Origin of the sequence: Aeromonas sp. QDB20, assembly GCF_027707805.1 — a bacterium.
GTDB classification, from domain to species: Bacteria; Pseudomonadota; Gammaproteobacteria; order Enterobacterales; family Aeromonadaceae; genus Aeromonas; species Aeromonas dhakensis.
In genome coordinates, this window is sequence record NZ_JAPCJC010000015.1 from 35,446 (window position 1) to 56,419 (window position 20,974).

Here is a 20,974-nt window from a genome sequence, read left to right on the forward strand (position 1 = left end):
CTTGGCTCCTTAAGCTCTGATCCGGGGTTGCTGTTCCAGTGCATCGACCCGGGAGACGTCCACCAGCTTCACCAGCTGGCTCCACAACTGCTGGATGGGACGCACCGACTCGACAGTAACCGTGATCCGCAGTTGTTGGCAATCCTGCTCCATGTTGAGGGCGCAGAGGTTGAAACCGCGGTGGCGCACCACCCGCAGCACCCGCTCCATCACTTCGGGTCTGGGCTGGGCATGGATTTGCAAGGTATTGAACTGACTCATGGGCGTTGCTCCATCATCTGGTGGTTGGCGACTCCTGGCGGAACCAGGGGCCAGACGTTTTCTTCCTCTGAAATGGCCACATGCAGCAGATAGGCGCTCTCACTCGCCAGCAGGCGGTCGAGGGCCGGGGCTATCTCCTCCTTGCATGTGATGGTCTCGCCCGGAATGCCGAAGGCGGCGGCCAGGGCGACGAAATCGGGGTTGTCGGAGAGGATGGTCTCGCTGTAGCGGCCGTCGAAGAACAGCTCCTGCCACTGGCGCACCATGCCGAGGCGCTGGTTGTCCAGCAGCACCATCTTCACCTTGAGCTGGGCGCGGCGGATGGTGCCGAGCTCCTGCACGTTCATCATGAAAGAGCCGTCGCCGCTCACCAGCACCACTTCATCTTCCGGGCGCGACATCTTGGCGCCGATGGCGGCCGGCAGACCAAAGCCCATGGTACCGAGGCCGGCGCTGGAGAGGTGGTTGCGCGGGCTGGTGAAGCGCATGTGCTGAGCCACCCACATCTGGTGCTGACCCACGTCGCAGGCCACCACACTGCTCTCCGGCAACCTGGCGGAGAGCTGCTTGAGCAACGCTGGGGCATAGATGGGCTGGCCGGGATGGTCGTAGCGGAAGGCGTACTCGCGGGCCATGTTCGCGCAGTGCTCACGCCAGGGCTCGATGACCAACGTCATGGCGAGGTGCGGCAGCACCTGTTTCAGATCCTGGGTGATGCCCACTTCGGCGGCGCGGCGCTTGCCGAACTCGGCGGCGTCCACATCCAGGTGGATCACCTTGGCCTCGGGGGCGAACTCCTCCAGCTTGCCGGTCACCCTATCATCGAAACGAGCGCCCACCACCAGCAGCAGGTCGCACTGCTGCACCGCATAGTTGGCGGCCTTGGTGCCGTGCATGCCGAGCATGCCCAGATAAACGGGGCTGTCGGGATCGAGCGCCCCTATCCCCTTGAGGGTGGTGACCGCAGGCATGCCGGTGGCGGCGGCAAAGTCGCGCAGCTGCTGCTCGGCATTGGCCATGCCCACCCCGCCACCAACGTAGAGCACCGGGCGCTCGGCGGCTGCCAGCAGGGTACGAGCGGCCGTCAGCTCGGCCGGATTGAGATGCTCGGGCTCCGCCACCGCAAACAGCGGGCTCTGGGCCGGCACCTCGGCCAGTTGCACGTCCTTGGGCAGATCGATCAGTACGGGGCCGGGGCGCCCCTCGCTGGCGATGGCGAAGGCCTCGGCGATCACCTGAGGCAAATCCGCCACGTCCGTCACCATAAAGGAGTGCTTGGTGCAGGAGAGAGACATGCCGAGCACGTCCACTTCCTGGAACGCATCGGTTCCCACGGCGGCGCAGGGCACCTGGCCGCTGATGGCCACCAGCGGCACCGAATCGAGCAGCGCTTCTGCCAGACCGGTCACCAGGTTGGTGGCGCCCGGACCCGAGGTGGCGATGCAGACCCCCACCTGGCCGGAGGCGCGGGCATACCCCACCGCCGCCATGGCGGCCCCCTGCTCGTGGCGGCAGAGCTGGTGCGCCAGACCGCCGTCATACAGAGCATCGTAGACCGGCATGATGGCCCCGCCCGGGTAACCAAACACCTGGGTCACACCCTGTTTCTTGAGAGCCTGTACCAAAAACTGCGCGCCGTTCATCTGGAAAATCCTGTCCTTTGGTCGAAAAAAAACCCCCGGGCCGTGAGGCTCGGGGGTCGCTTGTTTCGTTCTGTCCGGTGGTGGGTCTATCCCTTGTTCCGTGCAGCTAAACGAGCCCCGAGCGGTGAGATAATAATCACCACTAGGACCACAATAATGCTGACGAAACGGGAGGCCATGTTCATAGTTACAACCGGAAATCCTGTGAAATTGGGGCGGTTTTTACCGCGAATGGCTATTAGAACTAGCACGGCGGATTTTATTGGGCAAGCGTTTTTTGCCTGACAAGACTCTGATTTTCACTGAGTCCAATCGCGTCAGCTGGAACAAAAAACTAATAAAAAACGGTTAACCAGCATATACATCAAACCAAGGACGGGATTTATGTCATTAGCTGTGGTTTATAGCCGTGCCAGCCTGGGAATAGCGGCCCCGCAAGTCACGGTGGAAGTGCACCTCTCCAACGGTCTGCCCGCCTTCAACATGGTGGGCCTGCCGGAAACCTCGGTGAAGGAGTCGCGGGATCGGGTGCGCAGCGCCCTGCTCAACGGCAATTTCGAGTTCCCGAGCAAGCACATCACGGTCAATCTGGCCCCCGCCGATCTGCCCAAGGAGGGGGGCCGTTTCGATCTGGCTATCGCCATCGGTATTCTCGCCGCTTCCAAGCAGATACCCGCAAAATACCTGCTTGATCACGAATTTTTGGGGGAGCTGGCCCTGACCGGCGAGATCCGCCCCGTGCTCGGTGTGCTGCCCGCCGTGCTCGCCTGCCGCGATGCGGGTCGCACCCTGCTGGTACCGCGGGAGAACGGCCCCGAGGCCTCGCTGATCCAGGACGCCGAGGTACGCACCGCCCATCAGCTGCTTGCCGTCACCGCCTGGCTGGCGGGTCAATACGAGCTGCCGCTGCCGGATCCCCAGAGCGCGGAGGCCCTACCCGATGTGCCGGATCTGCAGGATGTGATCGGCCAATCCCAGGCCAAGCGGGCGCTGGAGATCGCCGCCGCCGGCAGCCACAACCTGCTGTTCATCGGCCCGCCCGGCACCGGCAAGAGCATGCTGGCCAGCCGCTTGCCCGGCATTCTGCCACCGCTGAGCGAACAGGAGGCGCAGCAGACCGCCGCCATCCACTCAATCGGCGGCCTCACCCCGCGCGCTGGTCACTGGCACCACAGACCCTATCGCACGCCGCACCACAGCGCCTCGGCAGTGGCGCTGGTGGGCGGTGGCAGCCACCCAAGGCCCGGTGAAATATCCCTGGCCCACAACGGGGTGCTGTTTCTGGATGAACTGCCGGAGTTCGAGCGCAAGGTGCTCGACTCCCTGCGCGAGCCGCTGGAGACCGGCCACATCACCATCAGCCGGGCCGCCCGTCAGGTGGATTTTCCCGCCCGCTTCCAGCTGGTCGGCGCCATGAACCCCAGCCCCTGCGGCCACTATGGCGATGGCCAGACCCGCTCCAGCCCGGATCAGATACTGCGCTACCTCGGCAAGCTCTCCGGCCCCTTTCTCGACCGCTTCGACCTGACGGTGGAGGTGCCGCTGCTGCCCAAGGGCAGCCTGACCGGCAAGGCGGAGCGGGGGGAGTCGAGCCAGCAGATCCGCGAGCGGGTGCTGGGCGCGCGGGAGCGCATGCTGAGCCGCAACGGCAAGCTCAATAATTTGCTTGATAGCCGCGAAATCGAAGAAATTTGCCGCTTGTCGCCGCAAGATGCCGAGTTTCTGGAGAACGCCATCCAGAAGCTGGGGCTCAGCATCCGGGCCTGGCACCGCATCCTGCGGGTATCGCGCACCATCGCCGATCTGGCGGGGCACGCCGCCATCGAAAGAGAGCACCTGATCGAGGCGCTCGGCTATCGGGCCATGGATCGGCTGCTGTCACGGCTGCGCAGCGGTTGATGGGTCGCAAGCGAACCTGACGGCACTGCATGGTCTCGCGGGCCATCGGCTGATATTATGGCCACAGATCTGACCACTTGATGGCCCTTTATCGACAGCAAGACGGACCCGACCCATGCCCAACAAGCTGATTGAGCGACTGCGCGGCAGCCTCTCGACCCTGCTCTATTTTCTCAACACCCTGTTCTGGTTTATCCCGATCCTCTCGCTGGGCCTGCTCAAGCTGGTGCTGCCCCTCAAGGGCTGGCGCACCTTCTGCAATGCCCTGCTGGATGGCAGCGCCGGCTGCTGGATCGGTTTCAACAACCTGATCCAGAAAACCATCATCAGAACCCCTTTCGATGTGGTCGGAGTGGACAAAGGGCACCGGAATGAGTGGTATATGGTGATTGCCAACCATCAATCCTGGGTCGACATACTGGTACTGCAGCGGGTTTTTAATCAAAAAATCCCCTTCCTGAAGTTTTTCCTCAAGAAAGAACTGATTTGGGTACCTTTTCTCGGTCTGGCCTGGTGGGCACTGGACTTCCCCTTCATGCAGCGATATTCCCGCAAACTGCTGGAAAAGAAGCCCCATCTGAAGGGAAAAGATATAGAGACCACGCGCAAGGCCTGTGCCAAGTACCGCCACATGCCGGTGAGCGTGATGAACTTTGTCGAGGGCACCCGCTTCACCGCCCGCAAACACGACAAACAGGCAGCGCCCTATCGCCACCTGCTGCATCCGAGGGCTGGCGGCATTGCCTTCACCCTGGCAGCCATGGGCGATCAGCTGCACAAGCTGGTGGATGTGACCATCGCCTATCCGGGCGGCATCCCCAGCTACTGGGACTTCATGTGCGGTCGGGTCAAGGAGATCAAGGTTCGGGTCCGCTTTCTGCCGATCGAACGCAATCTGGTGGGGGATTACTTCAATGACCCCGAGTTCCAACAAGAGTTTCAGCAGTGGTTGAACGGGATCTGGCACGAGAAGGACCAGACCCTGAACCAGCTGCTGGCAGACAAGACGCCCCAAACTACGCCATGCTAAGCCTGCTCCCGGGTCCGCTGGTGCTGCTCATCAGCGCCAGCCTGACCATACTGTTTACCGCCCTGTGCGCCAGCCTGATCCTGCTGGTGTCGCTGGTCAAACTGCTGCCCGTTCCGCCCCTGGCCCATGCCTGCAGCCGGCTCAACAACCGCTTCATGCGGCTGTGGCTGGCCTGCAATGCCCTGGTGATCCGCCTCACCACCCGCATCGACTGGCAGGTGGAGGACGACACCCGGCTGCGCAAGGATGGCTGGTATCTCATCATCAGCAACCACATGAGCTGGACCGACATAGTCGTGCTCGGCCACCTGTTTCGCGACCGGCTGCCGGTCCCCAAGTTCTTCATGAAGCACGAGCTCATCTACATCCCGCTGCTGGGACTGGCCTGCTGGGGGCTGGACATGCCCTTTATGCGTCGCTACTCGCGGGAGTTCTTGCTGCGCAACCCGCATCTGCGGGGCAAGGATATCGAGACCACCCGCAACGCCTGCGAGCAGTTTCGCCACATCCCCACCACCGTCATCAACTTCGTGGAGGGGACCCGCTTCACCGAGGCGAAGCGCGATGCCTCCCGCTCCCGATACCAGCATCTGATGCCGCCCAAGGCGGCGGGGCTGGCCTTCACCCTGGCGGCCATGGGGGAGCAGTTCGACAGCCTGATCAACGTCACCATCAGCTATCCGGACAACGTCGAGACTCCCTTCAAGGACTTCCTGATGGGGCGGATGAAGCGCATCCGGGTGCGGATCGAGGAGCTGCCGGTGGACGAGCAGCTGGTGGGGGATTACTTCAATGACAAGCAGTTCAAGCGCGGCTTCCAGGAGTGGCTGAACCAGCGCTGGCAGGAGAAGGATGCCGTGCTGGCGCAGTGGCAGGCGGCCGATGCGGCGGCTCAGACCGAGCCGCAGGCCGCCGAGGCGAGTACCGAGGCCAGCTCGGGCAGCTGATCCTCGCTGAACACGGCGATGCCGTGGCGACGCAGCAGGGCAGTGGTCATGCCCTCGCCCGCCACGGACTGCCCCTCGAAGCGGCCGTTGTAGATGCGGCCGCTGCCGCAGGAGGGGCTCCCCTCCTTGAGCAGGGCGAAGCGAATCCCCTGCTGCTGACAAGTCGCCAGCGCCAGCGCGGCGCCACGGGCAAACTCCGCTGTCACATCCAGCCCGCTTGCGGTCATCACTCGCTCCCCTTGCCGCTCGGCAGGGGGGCGTGGCGTCGGCAGACCGCCCGCTACCTCGGGACAGAAGGCCAATGCCCGCCCCTCGGCCCCCAGCGTCTGCAGCCAGTCGCTGACGATGCCCTTGCTCTGGCCGTCGTAACGCACCGGCTGACCCAGCAAGCAGGCACTCACCAGTACCTTGTGCACGCTGGTCTCACTCATGCTTTGCTCCCCCGCTGGCTAAAACCTGGGCCCTCGTAGCGCAACGAACATGGACCCAGCAGACAGGCGCTTACCAATACCTTGTGCACACCTGCATCACTCATGCTTCCGCTCCGTGCATCACCTGATCGAACATCACGCAGCAGGGGCTCTCCAGCCGGTAGAGGATGGCGGGACGCTGCTTGCCGGTGCGCTTGCGGCCGGTGTCCACCAGGATATCGGCGCGATGGATGCGCTTGCGAAAGGCGGCCGTGTTCATCGGGGTCTGCAGGATGATTTCGAAGGCCCGCTGCACCTCGGAGAGGGTGAACTCGGCCCCCAGCAGTTGCAGCGGCAGGGTGCTGTAACGGCTCTTGATGCGCAGTCGCTCCAACCCTCTGGCGATCAGCTGGGTGTGGTCGAAGGCGAGGCTGAGCCCCGGCAGGGCTGCAAGCGGGTGCCAATAGCCGTGGAGAACCTCCACCTCGGGATCCACCAGACAGAGGTAGACCAGGGTGGTGGACCAGCCACGGGGATCCCGCTCCAGGTTGCCCAGGGTGCAGACCTGCTCGCTGTAGCAGTGGCCCAGCCCCCATTCGGTCAGCAGGCGATGGCGAGCCGCGTCCAGATCCCGATCCCGGGTCTCGTCGATGCGCAGGGCCGGCAGTTGCCAGCAGTGGGCAAAGGGCGGGCGATCGCGGGTCTCCAGCAGCAGCTCGAGCCGCTCCTCGTTCAACCGCAGCACCACCATATCCAGACTCATTCTCAACATGCCGATCGCCCTGCTCGCCTTCGATTAATGTTTGGTAGATAATATCACACGAATAGTATGTGCAGGAGCCACTCAATGGGAACCGTCGCCAGCCTGGATATTGATGCGCAGAAGGGGTTTACCCCCCTCTGCCCGAACGAACTGCCCGTCGCGGGCGGGGATGATATTGTGGCTGCGCTCAACGCTCAGGCCACCCTCGCCAGCCTGCGGGTCGGCAGCAAGGATTCACACCCGGCCAACGCCGCCTGGGCCGTCAGCGACCCTGCCGGCATGCTGCTGCCGCTGGATCTGCCCAACGCCGACCTCACCTGGCCGGTGCACTGCGTACCGGGCACCCGCGGCTTCGAACTGCTCGACGGCCTGCCGGCCCCGGTCGATTACGACTTCTTCGTCTGGAAGGGGGTCGAGCCGGATCTGCACCCCTATGGCACCTGCTTCCACGATCTGGCCGAGCGCCGCAGCACAGGGCTCATCGAGTTTCTGCAAGCCCGCGGCGTCACGACCATACTGGCCGGCGGCCTCGCCACCGACTACTGCGTCAAGACCAGCGTGCTGCAGCTGCGCCGCGCCGGTTTCCGGGTGATCGTCCACCTCGATGCCTGCCGTGGCATCGCCCCCGAAACGGTCGCTCAGGCCCACACCCAGATGATCGAGGCCGGCGCCGAACTGGCCCAGACCCTTGCCGATGTACAACGCCTGCTGGACGCCTGATATGCCTCCCATTCTCAACAGCCTGCTCGATACAGATGCTTACAAGCTGCACATGCAGCAGGCGGTGTTCCATCGCTATCCGGATGCCGAGGTGGTGGCCGAGTTCCACAGCCGCAACGAGGAAGATCTGCTGCCCATGATGGGTCAGATTGAGGAGCAGCTGCGCCTCGCCGGCTCCCTGCGGCTGACCCGGCCCGAGCTCAACTTCCTGGCGGAGCGCCCCTTCTTTACCCCTGACTACCTCGACCACCTGCGCCGCAAGCCGCTGGATGCCTCCCTGCTCAAGGTGTTCGAGCAGGATGGTCGCATCAACGTGCGGGTCGAGGGCCCCTGGCAGGACGTGATCCTGTGGGAGATCCCGGTGCTCGCCATCATCAGCGAGATGCGCAACCGCTTCCGCTACCCCCAGTTTGGCGTCAGCCAGGCGCTGGATCGGCTCGATCAGAAGCTCGATAAGCTGGAGCGGGAGCTGAGCCGGGAAGAGATGAGCGAGTTCAACCTCATCGACTTTGGCACCCGGCGCCGCTTCTCCCTCGCGGTGCAGGATGCGGTGGTGGGTCGCCTCCAGGAGCGGCTGCCAGCGTTTCGCGGCACCAGCAACTACCTGCTGGCCCAGAAGTACGGCCTGCCGGCGGTGGGCACCCAGGCTCACGAGTGGTTCCAGGCCCATCAGCAGCTCGGCTTCCCGCTCGAGCACAGCCAGCGTGCGGCCCTCACCAGCTGGCTGGATGAGTTCACCAACCACCTCGGCATCGCGCTCACCGACTGCATCACCATGGATGCCTTCCTGCGCGACTTCGACTTCGAGCTGGCAAGCCGCTATCAGGGGTTGCGTCACGACTCCGGCGATCCCGTAGTGTGGGGCGAGAAGGCCATCAGCCACTATCAGCGGCTCGGCATCGACCCCACCGAGAAGACGCTGGTCTTCTCCGATGGCCTCAATCTCGACAAGGCCGTCGAGCTGTTCCGTCACTTCCGCGGCCGCATCAACACCAGCTTCGGCATCGGCACCAAGCTCACCTGCGATCTGCCCGGGGTCAGCCCGATGAACATCGTCTTCAAGCTGATCGAGTGCAACGGCGGCCCGGTCGCCAAGATCTCCGACAGCCCGGGCAAGACCCTGTGCCGGGACGCGGACTTCATCCGCAACCTCAAGCAGGCCTTCCACGTCGGGGTCTAACGCCTATTTTTGGGGGCGCATCTTGCGCCAGTGGCCAGTGGCCCCCTACCATTCTCTCCTCGTCAGGTCCGACTGGTGTCGGGCCTTTCTATTGCCCGAACGACAGCCCACCAAGGAATGCACCATGACCCGCAAATGGATATTCGCCCTCACCACCCTGTTCACCAGCCTGAGCGCCATCGCCACCGAACCGCTGCGGGTTTCCGCCATCCCGGACGAGGCCCCCACCGAGCTGCAACGCAAGTTTGCCCCGCTGGGTGACTACCTGGCCGAGAAGACCGGCCGCGAGGTGGTGTTCGTGCCGGTCAACGACTACGCCGCCGTGGTCGAGGCGCTGGCCGCCGGCAAGCTGGACATGGCCTGGCTCGGTGGCTTCACCTATGTGCAGGCCCATCGTCGTGCCGACAAGGTGGTGCCCCTGGTGCAGCGCCAGGAAGATGCCCAGTTCACCTCCAAGTTCATCGCCAATGCCGACAGCGGCATCAAGACCCTGGCCGACACCAAGGGCAAGGACTTTGCGTTCGGCTCCCCCTCCTCCACCTCCGGTCACCTGATGCCACGCCACTTCCTGGCCGAGCAGGGCATCAACCCGGAGCGTGATTTCGCCCACGTCGCCTTCTCCGGCGCCCACGACGCCACCGTCGCCTGGGTCGCCTCCGGCAAGGTGCCGGCCGGTGCGCTCAACGCCTCCGTGTGGGAGAAGCTGGTGGAAGAGGGCAAGGTCGACACCGCCAAGGTCAAGGTGATCTGGACCACACCGACCTACTTTGACTACAACTGGACCGTGCGCGGCGGCCTGGATCCGGCCCTGCAAGAGAAGATCAAGCAGGCCTTCCTCAGCCTGGATCCGGCGGTGCCCGCCCAGGCCGAGATCCTCAAGCTGCAACGCGCCAGCCGCTTCATCGAGACCAAGCCCGAGAACTACCTGGGCATCGAAGCCGCCGCCACCCAGGCCGGCCTGCTGAAGTGATCGCCGTCGCGCTGGACGGGGAAGGATTGCGGCTCGGCCAGAGTCGCATCCTGCAGCCGTTCAACCTGCAGATAGCCGCGGGCGAGTGCGTGGCCATCATAGGGCCAAGCGGCGCGGGCAAGACCAGCCTGCTGCGGCTGATCGGCACCGAGCTGCGTGGCGAGGGCAGGCTCACCCTCTGGGAGCAGGATCCCTGGACCCTCTCCACCCGGGACCGCCAGCGGCTGCGCAGCCGGATCGGCATGGTCTGGCAGCAACCCCCGCTGCCCGCCTCCCAGCCGGTGGTGACCGCCGTGCTGGCCGGTCGGCTCGGCCAGTGGTCCCTCGGCCGCTCCTTGCTCTCCCTGCTGCGCCCCTGCGACCCCGCAGGGGCGCGGGCCGAACTGGCCCGCCTCGGCCTTGCCGACAAGTGGCAACAGCGCTGCGGCGAGCTCTCCGGTGGCCAGTTGCAGCGGGTCGGCATCGCCCGGGTGCTCTATCAGCAGCCTGATCTGATCCTGGCCGACGAGCCCGTCTCCGCCCTCGACCCCGTGCTCGCCCAGAGCAGCCTGGATGCCCTGCTGGCCCAGGCTAGAGCCCGGGGCAGCACACTCATCGCCAACCTGCATGCGGTCGAGCTGGCGCTCGGCCGTTTCCCTCGCATCATCGGTCTGCGCGAGGGGCGGGTGCAGTTCGACTGCCCGGCTGCAGCCGTCACGCCGGCCATGCTGGCCGAGCTCTATGCCGGTGATGACGAGGCGGCTGCGTGTTTGAACTGACCCACCGCTGGCGCCATCCCCTGCCCTGGCTGTTGCTGCTGATCGGCTACAGCCTGTGGCAGCAGGCCGACGGCTGGCTCGGCCTGTTCGACGGCCAGAGCTGGCGGCAGATGGGCAACTTCCTCGCCACCAGCTGGCCACCCCGTTTTGATCAGGACTTCCTCGCCCTGACCCTGACCGCGACCCTGGAGAGCCTGGCCGTCGCCACTCTGGGACTGGCGGGCGCCCTGCTGCTCGGCGTGCCGTTTGCCCTGCTCGGCTCGCGCGCCCTGTCGCTGGCCGAACTGGGGCCGGCGCCCAGCCCGCTGCGCAGCGCCTTGCGAGCCCTCTCACGCCTCGTCGCCATCGTGCTGCGCAGCCTACCCGAGCTCATCTGGGCGCTGCTGTTCGTGCGCCTGTCCGGGCTTGGGCCGCTGGCCGCCATCCTGGCCATCGCGGTCAGCTACGGCGGCATGCTGGCCAAGGTTTACAACGAGATCATGGAGAGCGGCGCCCTGCAACCGGCCCGCGCCCTGCTGCTGGGCGGCAGCGGCCGGCTGCAGGCACTCTGGTACGGCGTGCTGCCCGCGGTGCGCCAGGAGCTGCTCTCCTACACCGTTTACCGCTGGGAGTGCGCCCTGCGCGCCTCCGTCATCATGGGCTTCGTCGGCGCCGGCGGGCTCGGCCAGCAGCTTGAGCTCTCCCTGCGCATGTTTGCCGGTGGCGAGGTGGCGACCTTGCTGCTGGCCTTCATCCTGCTGGTGACCCTGGCGGATGGCCTCAGCGCCTGGTTGCGCCACAGCCGCTCCCCCGGCCTGCTGTTGCTGATCTGCCTGGGACTGGCCGCAGCTCTCGCCCTTTATCAGCTCGACTGGCGCATGCTGAGCTTTTCCTTCGGGGGACTGGGCGCCTTTCTGGGGGAGTTCTTGCAACCAGACTGGTCATGGCCCTTCCTCAAGACGGTGGCCAGCGGCCTGCTCGATACGGTGCAGATGGCGCTGCTGAGTACCCTCTTCAGCGCCCTGCTGGCCCTGCCGCTGGCCTGCCTCGCTCGCCACTGCTGGCCGCTGCGGCTGCTGTTCAACCTGCTGCGCTCGGTGCCCGAGCTCATCTTCGCCAGCCTGCTGGTGATCGCGGTCGGGCTGGGGCCGGTGGCTGGCATACTGGCGCTGACCCTGCACACCACCGGGGTGCTGGCGCGCCTCTTCGTGGAGACCCTGGAGAACGCCGATCCTGCCCCCCGCCTCTCCCTGCAGCTGAGCGGGGCCGGGCCCATTGCCAGCTTCTGGTATGGGCTGTTTCCCCTGGTCACGCGCCAGTGGCTGGCCTATAGCCTCTATCGCGGCGAGATGAACCTGAGGGCCGCCACCATACTCGGTGTGGTCGGCGCCGGCGGGCTGGGGCAGCAGCTCTATGTCTCCCTGAGCCTGTTCCGTTACGATCAGACTGCCACCCTGCTGCTGGCCATCCTGTTGCTGGTCTGGCTGGCTGAGGCCATCAGCCGCCGCACCCGCTTGCCGCGCCCGGCCCCCACTCAGCGGGATTGCCAGATCTGACGCAGGCTCCTGATAAACAAAAAGCCCGCCGGTTTGCATCGGCGGGCTTTTTTCATGGGATCAGACGAGGTCAGTCTTTCTTGGCCAGCAGGAATTTCACCAGCTGGTTGAACTGCTCCTGAGAAGTAATGGATTCGATTTTCACCATGTACTTGCCGTTGACCAGGAAGGCCGGCACACCGCGGATGTTGTAGCTCTCGGTGTTGCGGTCAAACTGGGAGACCATGCCGGAGACGGCGAAGCTGTCGACGGCGCCGTCGAACTCTTCGGCCGGTACGCCGTTGTCCACGAAGATCTGCTTCACGTCGGCGCGGCTCTGCGGGATCTGACGCTGGGTGTGGATCTTGTCGAAGATGGCCGGGGTCAGCTTGCCTTCAACGTTCAGCAGGCTGGCAACGGCGTAGGCACGCTGCATCTCCGGACCCATTTCGCGGCCCAGGAAGGCCACCGGGTTCTTCTTCATCGGCACGCCTTCCGGCAGGTTCTTCTTCAGATCCTCGGCAATCGGCTCGAACTTGGCGCAGTGGGGGCAGTAGTAGGAGAAGAACTCCAGTACTTCCGGCTGGGCGCTACCGGTCTGCTTGACCACATCATAGTTGACGCCTTCCTTGAATTCGGGGGCGGCGTGAACCATGGGCATCATCAGCATGGCAGCAAGGAAAAACAGAATTTTTTTCATGACGTTTCCTGTTAAGGGATCACTGTGAGGCACGCCCGGCGAACCGAAGCAGTGCCAAGCCTATTGCGTCACCACTGCACAGTCAATGATCAAGCAGGGGGGCGAGTCCCATCCCTCGCGCACCAGGTCGTCAAGCTCTCTCCCCGGCGCCCGCGTCAGCGCGAACGCCTTGATAGCCTGCCGCGGGTCTGCGGCAGACATGACGAATGGCTGGCAACCTACCGCATCACCAGCCCGGCATCAGGGTCAGGGGTGGCGCCTTGAGTGCCTCCAGCTGATCGTGCAGGGTGGCGATCTGCTGGCGCCAGTAGTGCTCGGTGTTGAACCAGGGGAAGTGACGGGGGAAGGCGGGATCCTCCCAGCGCCGCGCCAGCCAGGCCATGTAGTGGACGATGCGCATGGCCCGCAGCGGCTCGATCAGCGCCAGCTCGCGCGGGTCGAACTCCATGAACTCTTCATAGCCCGCCAGCAGGGTGTCGAGCTGGATCTGCTGCTCGCTGCGCTCGCCGTTCAGCATCATCCAGAGATCCTGGATGGCGGGGCCGGTGCGGCAGTCATCGAGATCGACAAACATGGGACCGTCGCGCCACAGGATGTTGCCCGGATGGCAGTCGCCATGCAGGGAGATCTGCGCCACATCCAGGGTCATGGCGTCGCCGACGTGCTTGATCAGCTCGTCCAGCACCCCGAAGAATTGCCTGGCCAACCCGCTCGGCAACCACTCGCCGGACGCCAGCAGCTGACGCGGCTCGTGCAGCATGGTCTCCACGTCGAGCCGGACGCGATGGTGGAAGGGCTTGCTGGCACCGAGCTGATGGATGCGGCCGAGGTAGCGCCCCACCCACTCCAGCTGGTCGAGATTGTCCACCTCGAACTGGCGTCCCCCCACGCTCTGCCAGATGGCAAAGGGGTAGCCCTGATGCTCCAGCAGGGTCTCGCCGGCAAAGGCGATGGGAGCGGCGACCGGGATCTCCGCCTCGCACAGGCGAGCGGCAAACTCGTGCTCCTCGAGGATCTGGGCCCGGCTCCAGCGGCCGGGACGATAGAACTTCACCACGTAGCGGCGACGATCCTCGTCCTGGAACTGATAAACCCGGTTTTCGTAGCTGTTGAGCTCGATGAGGCCCGAGTCGAGCCGCAGACCGCTGAGGTCCAGCGCATCCATGATGAGGTCGGGAGTGAGATCGGAATAGTTGAAACGCATGTCATCCACCATGAGAAAGGGGCGCCGTTGCGCCCCATTCTATCACTACTGTCCGCCGTTGCCGTGCATGGCGGTGTGCCTTGCCGTCACAACCGGCTGATGAATTTACTGGGCTGGCGCAGGGTCCCCTTGCTGTCGTCCGGCGCCGCCCCTTCGCGTTTGAGCACGAAGCGGATGTCCAGGGTCGGCTTCTTCAGGTTGAAGGGATCGACGGCCACGCTCACCGGCAGGGTATAGATCTCGCCGGCCTTCAGGGTCACCTCGCGCGGACCGAACCACTCGTGCTCCGGCAGCCCCTCCACATCCAGCTGATAGGTCTGGGGATGCAGGGTCTTGTTGAGGATCTTGAGGGTATAGGTGTTCTCGATGAGCCCCTCGCTGTTCTCGCGGAACAGCTGGTTGCGATCCCGCAGGATGTCGAGCCCCATCGGCATGATGGACATGGCGTTGTAGACGAACACCCCCAGCATGATGGCCATCACCAGGCCGTAACCGATCAGCTTGGGCCGCGCCACATGGGTGGAGTCATTGGCCAGCTTGTGTTCTGTGGTATAGCTGATGAGCCCTTTCGGATAGCCCATCCGCTCCATGGTCTGATCGCAAGCGTCGACGCAGGCGCCGCAGTTGATGCACTCGTACTGCAGGCCGTCGCGGATGTCGATACCGGTCGGGCAGACCTGCACACAGAGGTCGCAGTCGATGCAGTCCCCCAGTCCCAGCGCCTTGGGATCGGCCTTGCGGGAACGGGCCCCCCGGGTCTCGCCGCGCTTGGTGTCATAGCCGACGATGAAGGTGTCCTTGTCGAACATGGCGGACTGGAAGCGGGCATAGGGGCACATGTGAATACACATGATGGCGCGCATCCAGCCGGCGTTGCCGTAGGTGCAGGCGGCGAAGAGCACCACCCAGAAGATGACCCAGCCGCTGGCCTGCAGGGTGAAGAAGTCAGGCACCAGCTGGAACACATCCTGGAAGTAGGCGACGAAGGTGAGGCCGGTACCCAGCGACAGCAGGAGCCAGGCCAGGTGCTTGGCCCCCTTGCGGGCCAGCTTCTCGCCGTTCCAGGGCGAGGCGTCCAACTTGCGGCGCTTGTTGGCGGAGCCTTCCAGCTTCTCTTCAAACCAGATGAACATGAAGGTCCACACCGTCTGCGGACAGAGGTAGCCGCACCAGACCCGACCCAGGAAGGTGGTCACGAAGAAGAGGGCAAAGGCGGCGATCATGAAGACCCAGGCCAGCAGGGTGAGATCCTGCGGCCAGATGGTGGCACCGAAGATGTGGAACTGCTGATGGCCGATATCGAACAACACGGCCTGTCGACCGTCATAGCGCAACCAGGGAATGGCGACGAAGAGCACCACGAAGAACCAGCCCATGGCCTTGCGCATCCGCTGCCAGTAGCCGGTCTGGGCCCGGACATAGATGCGGTTGCCGGGGTTGAACCTGTCGTCGCTGGCTTTGAAGGTATTGGGGTTGAACGTCCCCGTTACATCGCCGGTGACATCCTTGATATCGATCTTGTCCTGGTCGGCCATTGCAACACTTCGCTCCATTAATTAATTGTTATGGGGCGGATTATATCTTAAACAGCCTGCTAATTGTGTGGGTAAAATGTATCTAATGTTCGAGTGGTGTCGCAATTTCAAGCAACAAAAAAGACGTATCGCCAGTTGACGAAACGCCTTTTTAAGAGATTCCTTTGAAAACCATCAAGCTTCCAGCAAGCGCACTCTTTACTTGATGCCGCGGGCCTTGAGCAGGGCTTCCTTGAAGTCGGGCACGTGGTCCTTGGCCAGACCGGGGATCATCGCCTGCTTGTCGGACTCACGCATCTTGAGGTGGTAGATCAGCATGTCGTCGGTCAGCTCGGACAGAGGCCCTTCAAATCCCGCTTCTTCGGCCAGTTTGGCAACAAACTGTACCAGGCTGAGATCCTGTTCCTTGATCCAGGCAGGCTGCAACAACTCCAGCAGCTCTTCGATACGATGACATTGCATAGACGACCTCTTTAATCTGTCTTGTGAAACTCAGGCAACCTTACCCATCAAGGCTACTTCGATACGATCCCGCCCATTATGCTTGGCCTGATAGAGGGCCGCATCCGCTTTTTGTATCAGCTCGCTGATGGAGAGGGTCTGATCCGGTACCAGGGTCGCCACCCCGAAACTGCAGCTGACCCGACCGGAAACCAGGGACTTCTGATGGGGAATGCTCAACTCCTTGAGGGCCACCCGCACGTTTTCGGCGATCTGCATGGCCCCCTGCATGCTGGTGCAGGGCAGCAGCAGCGCAAACTCTTCACCGCCGTAACGGGCGGCGAGGTCATCCTCCCGCCGCTGCACCTCGGCCAGCAGACCCGCCACCTGCTGCAGACACTCATCCCCCAGCTGATGGCCGTAGAGATCGTTGAACTGCTTGAAGTAGTCCACATCCACCAGCACCAGTGACAGGGGAGCCCGGGCACGGTGGCAGCGACGCCAGGCGCGCTCGAGGCAGTAGTCGAGGTGGGCCCGGTTGGCGATGCCGGTCAGCCCGTCCAGCCGGGAGGTGAGCTTGAGGTGCTCGGAGACCGCCTTGAGCTCGGCCACCAGGTCGGCGTTGGAGAAACGGTGATAGAGGGAGGCCACCTGATCCCGCCGCAGGCGACGCAGCAGGGTCGGCAGGAAGACAAACAGGTAGCCGGCCAGCATGCTGGAGACGATCCGCTCCTGCTCGTTGCCCGCCCCCAGTTCGAACACCATGGCGAGCCCGAGCGGCAGCACGGCGCCATAGAGGGAGCGGCGACTGCCAAACAGCATGATGGCACTGCCGGTGAGGATCAGGCTGGCGAGCATCATCATGGCGGCGCGGTAGGTATCGGGCAGCTTGTCCATGTAGAGCAGCACGCCCAGCGCCCAGATGATGGAGGTGATGGTCACCCCGATGAAGAGTTCGCGCTCCAGCACCGGCAGCGGGATCTGTGCCAGCCTGGGCTGGCGCCAGCGCAGGTGCCAGCCCCGGCAGAGCAGCAGCAGCATCACGCTCGCCAGCCAGCCGAGCGCCTCGCTGGCGGGCAGGTAGTCGTGGAACAGCAGGCTCCAGCCAAGTGCCAGCAGACCCAGGCAAGGCAGGCTGAATGAGGCGTGGGTATAGAGCTGGGCCATGATGGCCTGCTTCACCTGACGTGTCACACTCTGGGTCAACTGCGTACTCCCTGTACAAGAGCCGCACAGTCTACCACTACCCCTTCGGAGCCAACAATAAAACGTCCGTTATTAAGCGGTTAGTCAGTCGATGATGCCAGACCCCAGCCTGCCGGCAGGGGCGGCTCAGCCGCGCTCCAGCTCGTCGAGGATCGGGCACTCGGGATTCTCGTCCCCGTGACAGCAACCGACCAGCCCCTCGAGGGAGCTGAGCATGGCCTGCAAGCCGGCGATGCGGGCGCGCAGATCGACGATCTTCTCCTGCGCCAGCTTCTTCACCTGGGCGCTGGTTCTGTGCTCGTCCCGATAGAGCGCCAGCAGCTCCTGGCACTCCTCCAGATTGAAGCCGGTCTCCCGCGCCCGCTTGACGAAGCGCAGCTCGCGCAGCGCCCCCTCGGTGTAACTGCGATAGCCATTGTCACTGCGCACCGGCGCCGAGATGAGGCCGATGCTCTCGTAGTAGCGGATGGTCTTGGCGGTCAGTCCCGTCGCCTTGGCTACCTTGCTGATGTTCATGGATGACTCCTTAACGGTTCGATTCAGTGCTGACATGGTGGCTGGCATGGGCGAGCGCCCGCGGTTGCCAGCGTTTCAGTAACAGGGAATTGCTCAAGACTGTGATGCTGCTCAGGGCCATGGCCGCCCCCGCCAGCTCGGGGCTGAGGTAACCCAGCGCCGCCAGCGGAATGCCGATGATGTTGAACACGAAGGCCCAGAACAGGTTCTGCTGGATGGTGCGCCAGGTGGCCGCCGAGATGTCGATGGCATCGGCCACCAGCCGCGGATCAGAGCGCATCAGCGTGATGGCGGCGGTCTCCATCGCCACGTCAGAGCCGGAGCCCATGGCGATGCCCACATCCGCCGCAGCCAGCGCCGGGGCATCGTTCACCCCGTCCCCCACCATGGCGACCAGCCCGCGAGTTTGCGCCCGCAGCGCCTCGACTTTTTCCACCTTGCCGGCCGGCAGCACTGAGTCAAAGGCCCCGTCCAACCCCAGCTTGGCGGCGATATGGGCCACCGGCGCCGGCGCATCGCCGCTTACCAGCCAGCTGGCGATGCCGCGCTGGCGCAGGGTGGCGATGGCTTCCGGACTCTCGGGGCGCAGGGTATCGGCCAGGGCCGCTATGCCGGCCACCACGCCGTCGATGGCCACCCAGACCCGGGTCGCGCCGTCGGCGGCTTGCTGATCCTGCGCAGGCGCTTCCATGCCGAGTTGTGCCAACAGATTGGCATTGCCGATGGCGACCGAATGACCCGCCACCTGGCCGAGGATTCCGGCCCCGACCCGCACCTCGACGGCTTCCGGCTGGGGCAGCACGGCATCCTGACCGGCCGCCTCGCGCATGGCCAGCGCCAGCGGGTGCTCGCTCGCCTGCTGCAGGGCAGCGGCAAGGCGCAACTGCTCGTCGTTGCCGCTCCAGCTCGCCAGCACCGGCCGGCCCTGAGTGAGCGTACCTGTCTTGTCGAAGATGAGCGCCTTGATGGCGTGGGCCTTCTGCAGGGTATCCACATCCTTGATCAGAATGCCGTGGCGCGCCGCCACCCCGGTGCCGGTGACGATGGCGGCCGGGGTGGCCAGTCCCAGCGCGCAGGGGCAGGCGATCACCAGCACCGCCACCGCCGCCAGCAGCGCCTGACCGAAGTCGTTGCCGATGGCGTACCACACTAGCAGGGTAAAGAGGGCGATGGCCATCACCACCGGCACGAACACGGCGGAGACCTTGTCCACCAACTGCTGCAGCGGGGCCTTGCCCATCTGGGCGCTCTCCACCAGAGCGATGATCTTGCTGAGGCTGGAGTCCTCCCCCACAGTCGTGGCCTCGATCTCCAGCACGCCGGAGCGGTTGATGGCACCGCCGAGCACCTTGTCGCCCTCGCCGCGGGGCACCGGCAAGCTCTCGCCGGTGAGGATCGACTCGTCCAGCTCGCTCTCGCCGCTCAGGATCTTGCCATCCACCGGTACCCGCTCACCCACCAGCACCCGCAGCCGATCGCCGCGCAGCACCTCGTCGATGGCCACGCTCTGCCAGCTCTCGCCACGCCAGACGGTGGCGGTTTCCGGCCGCAGCGCCATCAGTTCGCGAATGGCGGACTGGGTGCTGCGTCTGGCCCGGGCCTCCAGCAACTTGCCGAGGGAGATCAGGGTGATGATGATGGCGCTCGCCTCGAAATAGAGCTGGCCGCTGGCGGCCATCCCCAGGGTCAGCAGCAGATAGAGGCTGTAGAAGTAGGCCGCGCTGGTACCGGTCGCCACCAGCACGTCCATGTTGGCGGAGCGGTTCTTGATGGCGAGCCAGGCACCGCGATAGAAGCGGGCCCCGATCCAGAACTGTACCGGGGTGGCGAGCACCAGCTCCAGCCAGGCGGGCAGATGCCAGGGCAGCAGACCAGCCATTGAGAGCATACCCACCAACAGCGGCAGGGTCAGCAGCGCCGAGACGATGACCCGGGTCTGCGCCTGACGGGCGCTGGCGGCCTCCTGCGCTTCCCGCTCCAGCAACTGCTGGCGGCGGCCACTGGCGGAGCCTTGCGCCAGCTGGGCGCCAAAGCCGAGGGCTTCGATCTGCTCGCGCAATGCGGCAGGGGTCTGCATCCCGGGCACCAGCACGATACGGGCCTGCTCGAGCGAGAAGTTGACGTCGGCTGAGATGACGCCGGGCAGCGCGGCCAGCATCTTGTTCAGACGGGCCGAACAACCGGCACAGGTCATGCCGCTGATCTGGAAGGAGAGCGTCTCGTGGCCATAGTCATAGCCCTGTGCCTGAATGCTCTCCAGCACCGCCGGCAAACGATCGGTGCTGGCCAGGTCGATGGCGGCCTGCTCCAGCGCGAAATTGACGGTCGCCTCGACCCCCTCCAGCTTGTTGAGGGCGGTCGTGATGCGGCTGGCGCAATTGGCGCAGCTCATGCCTGTGAGCGGCAGCTGCAGATGGATGGGTAATTGAATATGAGTGGTCATCTTGTTCCTCCCCGGAACCCGTCGGCCAGAACGAGCGCCGACCAGCAAACCCTAACCTTTACTGCAAGGGTAAGCTCAAGCCACCTGACTCACTTTTTGCAGATGAAAAAACGGCGCCCGTTTGCTGCCAGAGAGCAAATGGGCGCCGCATTCAACTATTACGCGGTGTGACCGGCTCAGATGCCGTACTGGGCGCGGTACGCCTTCATGGCAGCCAGTTGCGTAGCCAGCTCAGGCTGCTCGGCCTGCTTCTCTTCCAGATAAGCGATCAGGTCGCTCATCTGGATGATGGCGATGATGTGGGCGCCGTAGTCACGCTCTACCTCCTGAATGGCGGAGAGCTCGCCCTTGCCCTTCTCCTGACGGTCCAGCGCGATCAGCACGCCAGCCAGGGAGGCGCCGTTGGCCTGGATCAGATCCATGGATTCGCGGATGGCGGTGCCGGCGGTGATGACGTCGTCCACCAGCATGATGCGCCCCTTGAGCGGGCTGCCCACCAGATTGCCGCCTTCACCGTGATCCTTGGCCTCCTTGCGGTTGAAGCACCAGGGCACGTCCACGTCGTGCTGCTCCACCAGTTGCACCGCGGTGGCGGAGGCGATGGGGATCCCCTTGTAGGCCGGGCCAAACAGCACATCAAACTCGATGCCGGCATCCATCAGGGCGGCGGCATAGAAGCGGCCGAGACGGGCCAGATCGCGGCCGCTGTTGAACAGACCGGCGTTGAAGAAGTAGGGGCTTTTACGACCGGATTTCAGGGTAAATTCACCGAATTTGAGGACCTGTTTCTCCAGGGCGAACTCGATAAATTGACGCTGGTAGGCTTTCATTCTG

20 protein-coding genes are annotated in these 20,974 nt (G+C 64.2%); 8 read left to right on the forward strand and 12 right to left on the reverse strand.

Annotation, left to right across the window (positions count from 1 at the left end; all coding sequences use genetic code 11):
• Window positions 1-9: 9 nt before the first annotated feature.
• Both ilvM and ilvG read right to left on the reverse strand, forming a co-directional pair.
• Complete coding sequence (gene ilvM, locus PG897_RS16310) at window positions 10-261, reverse strand: acetolactate synthase 2 small subunit (protein ID WP_005306810.1); 252 nt, start codon at window positions 259-261, stop codon at window positions 10-12.
• Window positions 258-1,904 carry an acetolactate synthase 2 catalytic subunit gene (ilvG, locus tag PG897_RS16315; protein WP_201881121.1) on the reverse strand — a complete coding sequence of 549 codons (1,647 nt, stop codon included), beginning with the start codon at window positions 1,902-1,904 and terminating at the stop codon, window positions 258-260. The genes ilvM and ilvG overlap by 4 nt, the downstream gene beginning before the upstream one ends.
• Window positions 1,905-2,288: 384 nt before the next feature.
• Here ilvG and PG897_RS16320 point away from each other — a divergent pair, with 384 nt between their 5' ends.
• The 3 genes from PG897_RS16320 to PG897_RS16330 all read left to right on the forward strand — a co-directional run bounded on the left by PG897_RS16320 (window position 2,289) and on the right by PG897_RS16330 (window position 5,780).
• Window positions 2,289-3,803, forward strand: a complete 1,515-nt coding sequence (locus PG897_RS16320) for a YifB family Mg chelatase-like AAA ATPase (protein WP_201885278.1) — start codon at window positions 2,289-2,291, stop codon at window positions 3,801-3,803.
• 115 nt (window positions 3,804-3,918) lie between these two features.
• On the forward strand, window positions 3,919-4,833 hold the full coding sequence (locus tag PG897_RS16325) for an acyltransferase (RefSeq protein ID WP_017787026.1): 915 nt from the start codon (window positions 3,919-3,921) through the stop codon (window positions 4,831-4,833).
• Entirely contained in the window at window positions 4,827-5,780 is a 954-nt protein-coding gene (locus PG897_RS16330) for an acyltransferase (RefSeq protein WP_162518725.1), read from the forward strand. Before PG897_RS16325 ends, PG897_RS16330 begins: the two co-directional genes overlap by 7 nt.
• Here PG897_RS16330 and PG897_RS16335 read toward each other — a convergent pair.
• Both PG897_RS16335 and PG897_RS16340 read right to left on the reverse strand, forming a co-directional pair.
• A complete protein-coding gene (locus PG897_RS16335; RefSeq protein ID WP_024942649.1) occupies window positions 5,726-6,211 on the reverse strand; it encodes a DUF523 domain-containing protein in 486 nt (161 codons plus the stop codon). The genes PG897_RS16330 and PG897_RS16335 overlap by 55 nt on opposite strands.
• A 100-nt stretch (window positions 6,212-6,311) precedes the next feature.
• Entirely contained in the window at window positions 6,312-6,962 is a 651-nt protein-coding gene (locus PG897_RS16340) for an NUDIX hydrolase (RefSeq protein ID WP_201885279.1), read from the reverse strand.
• Between the two features lie 75 nt (window positions 6,963-7,037).
• On the opposite strand from PG897_RS16340, the gene PG897_RS16345 reads away from it, so the two are divergent.
• The 5 genes from PG897_RS16345 to phnE all read left to right on the forward strand — a co-directional run bounded on the left by PG897_RS16345 (window position 7,038) and on the right by phnE (window position 12,116).
• Window positions 7,038-7,673, forward strand: a complete 636-nt coding sequence (locus PG897_RS16345; protein WP_201885280.1) for a nicotinamidase — start codon at window positions 7,038-7,040, stop codon at window positions 7,671-7,673.
• 1 nt (window position 7,674) lies between these two features.
• On the forward strand, window positions 7,675-8,853 hold the full coding sequence (gene pncB, locus PG897_RS16350; protein ID WP_201885281.1) for a nicotinate phosphoribosyltransferase: 1,179 nt from the start codon (window positions 7,675-7,677) through the stop codon (window positions 8,851-8,853).
• 124 nt (window positions 8,854-8,977) lie between these two features.
• The gene (locus tag PG897_RS16355; RefSeq protein ID WP_010635703.1) at window positions 8,978-9,823 is read left to right on the forward strand and encodes a putative selenate ABC transporter substrate-binding protein; all 846 of its coding nucleotides are present in this window, start codon (window positions 8,978-8,980) and stop codon (window positions 9,821-9,823) included.
• Window positions 9,820-10,581, forward strand: coding sequence for a phosphonate ABC transporter ATP-binding protein (locus PG897_RS16360; protein ID WP_201885282.1), 762 nt, complete (start codon window positions 9,820-9,822; stop codon window positions 10,579-10,581). Before PG897_RS16355 ends, PG897_RS16360 begins: the two co-directional genes overlap by 4 nt.
• Window positions 10,569-12,116, forward strand: a complete 1,548-nt coding sequence (phnE, locus tag PG897_RS16365; RefSeq protein WP_270829199.1) for a phosphonate ABC transporter, permease protein PhnE — start codon at window positions 10,569-10,571, stop codon at window positions 12,114-12,116. Before PG897_RS16360 ends, phnE begins: the two co-directional genes overlap by 13 nt.
• A 70-nt stretch (window positions 12,117-12,186) precedes the next feature.
• Here the strand turns inward: phnE and PG897_RS16370 are convergent, their stop codons facing one another.
• The 8 genes from PG897_RS16370 to pyrE form a co-directional block, all read right to left on the reverse strand.
• Window positions 12,187-12,795, reverse strand: a complete 609-nt coding sequence (locus PG897_RS16370; RefSeq protein WP_005306845.1) for a thiol:disulfide interchange protein DsbA/DsbL — start codon at window positions 12,793-12,795, stop codon at window positions 12,187-12,189.
• Between the two features lie 226 nt (window positions 12,796-13,021).
• Window positions 13,022-14,011 (reverse strand): serine/threonine protein kinase, encoded by a 990-nt coding sequence (locus PG897_RS16375; protein ID WP_201881147.1) that lies wholly within the window; start codon window positions 14,009-14,011, stop codon window positions 13,022-13,024.
• Window positions 14,012-14,085: 74 nt separating this feature from the next.
• The gene (ccoG, locus tag PG897_RS16380; protein WP_005306854.1) at window positions 14,086-15,534 is read right to left on the reverse strand and encodes a cytochrome c oxidase accessory protein CcoG; all 1,449 of its coding nucleotides are present in this window, start codon (window positions 15,532-15,534) and stop codon (window positions 14,086-14,088) included.
• A 198-nt stretch (window positions 15,535-15,732) separates the two neighbouring features.
• Window positions 15,733-15,996 (reverse strand): YihD family protein, encoded by a 264-nt coding sequence (locus PG897_RS16385; RefSeq protein ID WP_005306857.1) that lies wholly within the window; start codon window positions 15,994-15,996, stop codon window positions 15,733-15,735.
• A gap of 30 nt (window positions 15,997-16,026) precedes the next feature.
• Window positions 16,027-17,181: a GGDEF domain-containing protein gene (locus PG897_RS16390; RefSeq protein WP_005306862.1), complete on the reverse strand. Its 1,155-nt coding sequence runs from the start codon at window positions 17,179-17,181 to the stop codon at window positions 16,027-16,029.
• Window positions 17,182-17,307: 126 nt separating this feature from the next.
• The gene (cueR, locus tag PG897_RS16395; RefSeq protein WP_010635698.1) at window positions 17,308-17,697 is read right to left on the reverse strand and encodes a Cu(I)-responsive transcriptional regulator; all 390 of its coding nucleotides are present in this window, start codon (window positions 17,695-17,697) and stop codon (window positions 17,308-17,310) included.
• Window positions 17,698-17,707: 10 nt separating this feature from the next.
• A complete protein-coding gene (locus PG897_RS16400; protein ID WP_201881149.1) occupies window positions 17,708-20,140 on the reverse strand; it encodes a heavy metal translocating P-type ATPase in 2,433 nt (810 codons plus the stop codon).
• Between the two features lie 176 nt (window positions 20,141-20,316).
• Window positions 20,317-20,970: an orotate phosphoribosyltransferase gene (gene pyrE, locus PG897_RS16405; RefSeq protein ID WP_010635696.1), complete on the reverse strand. Its 654-nt coding sequence runs from the start codon at window positions 20,968-20,970 to the stop codon at window positions 20,317-20,319.
• Between the last annotated feature and the right edge of the window lie 4 nt (window positions 20,971-20,974).

Coding starts and splice junctions, on each gene's coding strand:
- ilvM (WP_005306810.1), bottom strand. CDS start 261: ATGAGTCAGTTCAATACCTTGCAAATCCATGCCCAGCCCAGACCCGAA.
- ilvG (WP_201881121.1), bottom strand. CDS start 1,904: ATGAACGGCGCGCAGTTTTTGGTACAGGCTCTCAAGAAACAGGGTGTG.
- PG897_RS16320 (WP_201885278.1), top strand. CDS start 2,289: ATGTCATTAGCTGTGGTTTATAGCCGTGCCAGCCTGGGAATAGCGGCC.
- PG897_RS16325 (WP_017787026.1), top strand. CDS start 3,919: ATGCCCAACAAGCTGATTGAGCGACTGCGCGGCAGCCTCTCGACCCTG.
- PG897_RS16330 (WP_162518725.1), top strand. CDS start 4,827: ATGCTAAGCCTGCTCCCGGGTCCGCTGGTGCTGCTCATCAGCGCCAGC.
- PG897_RS16335 (WP_024942649.1), bottom strand. CDS start 6,211: ATGAGTGAGACCAGCGTGCACAAGGTACTGGTGAGTGCCTGCTTGCTG.
- PG897_RS16340 (WP_201885279.1), bottom strand. CDS start 6,962: ATGTTGAGAATGAGTCTGGATATGGTGGTGCTGCGGTTGAACGAGGAG.
- PG897_RS16345 (WP_201885280.1), top strand. CDS start 7,038: ATGGGAACCGTCGCCAGCCTGGATATTGATGCGCAGAAGGGGTTTACC.
- pncB (WP_201885281.1), top strand. CDS start 7,675: ATGCCTCCCATTCTCAACAGCCTGCTCGATACAGATGCTTACAAGCTG.
- PG897_RS16355 (WP_010635703.1), top strand. CDS start 8,978: ATGACCCGCAAATGGATATTCGCCCTCACCACCCTGTTCACCAGCCTG.
- PG897_RS16370 (WP_005306845.1), bottom strand. CDS start 12,795: ATGAAAAAAATTCTGTTTTTCCTTGCTGCCATGCTGATGATGCCCATG.
- PG897_RS16375 (WP_201881147.1), bottom strand. CDS start 14,011: ATGGTGGATGACATGCGTTTCAACTATTCCGATCTCACTCCCGACCTC.
- ccoG (WP_005306854.1), bottom strand. CDS start 15,534: ATGGCCGACCAGGACAAGATCGATATCAAGGATGTCACCGGCGATGTA.
- PG897_RS16385 (WP_005306857.1), bottom strand. CDS start 15,996: ATGCAATGTCATCGTATCGAAGAGCTGCTGGAGTTGTTGCAGCCTGCC.
- cueR (WP_010635698.1), bottom strand. CDS start 17,697: ATGAACATCAGCAAGGTAGCCAAGGCGACGGGACTGACCGCCAAGACC.
- PG897_RS16400 (WP_201881149.1), bottom strand. CDS start 20,140: ATGACCACTCATATTCAATTACCCATCCATCTGCAGCTGCCGCTCACA.
- pyrE (WP_010635696.1), bottom strand. CDS start 20,970: ATGAAAGCCTACCAGCGTCAATTTATCGAGTTCGCCCTGGAGAAACAG.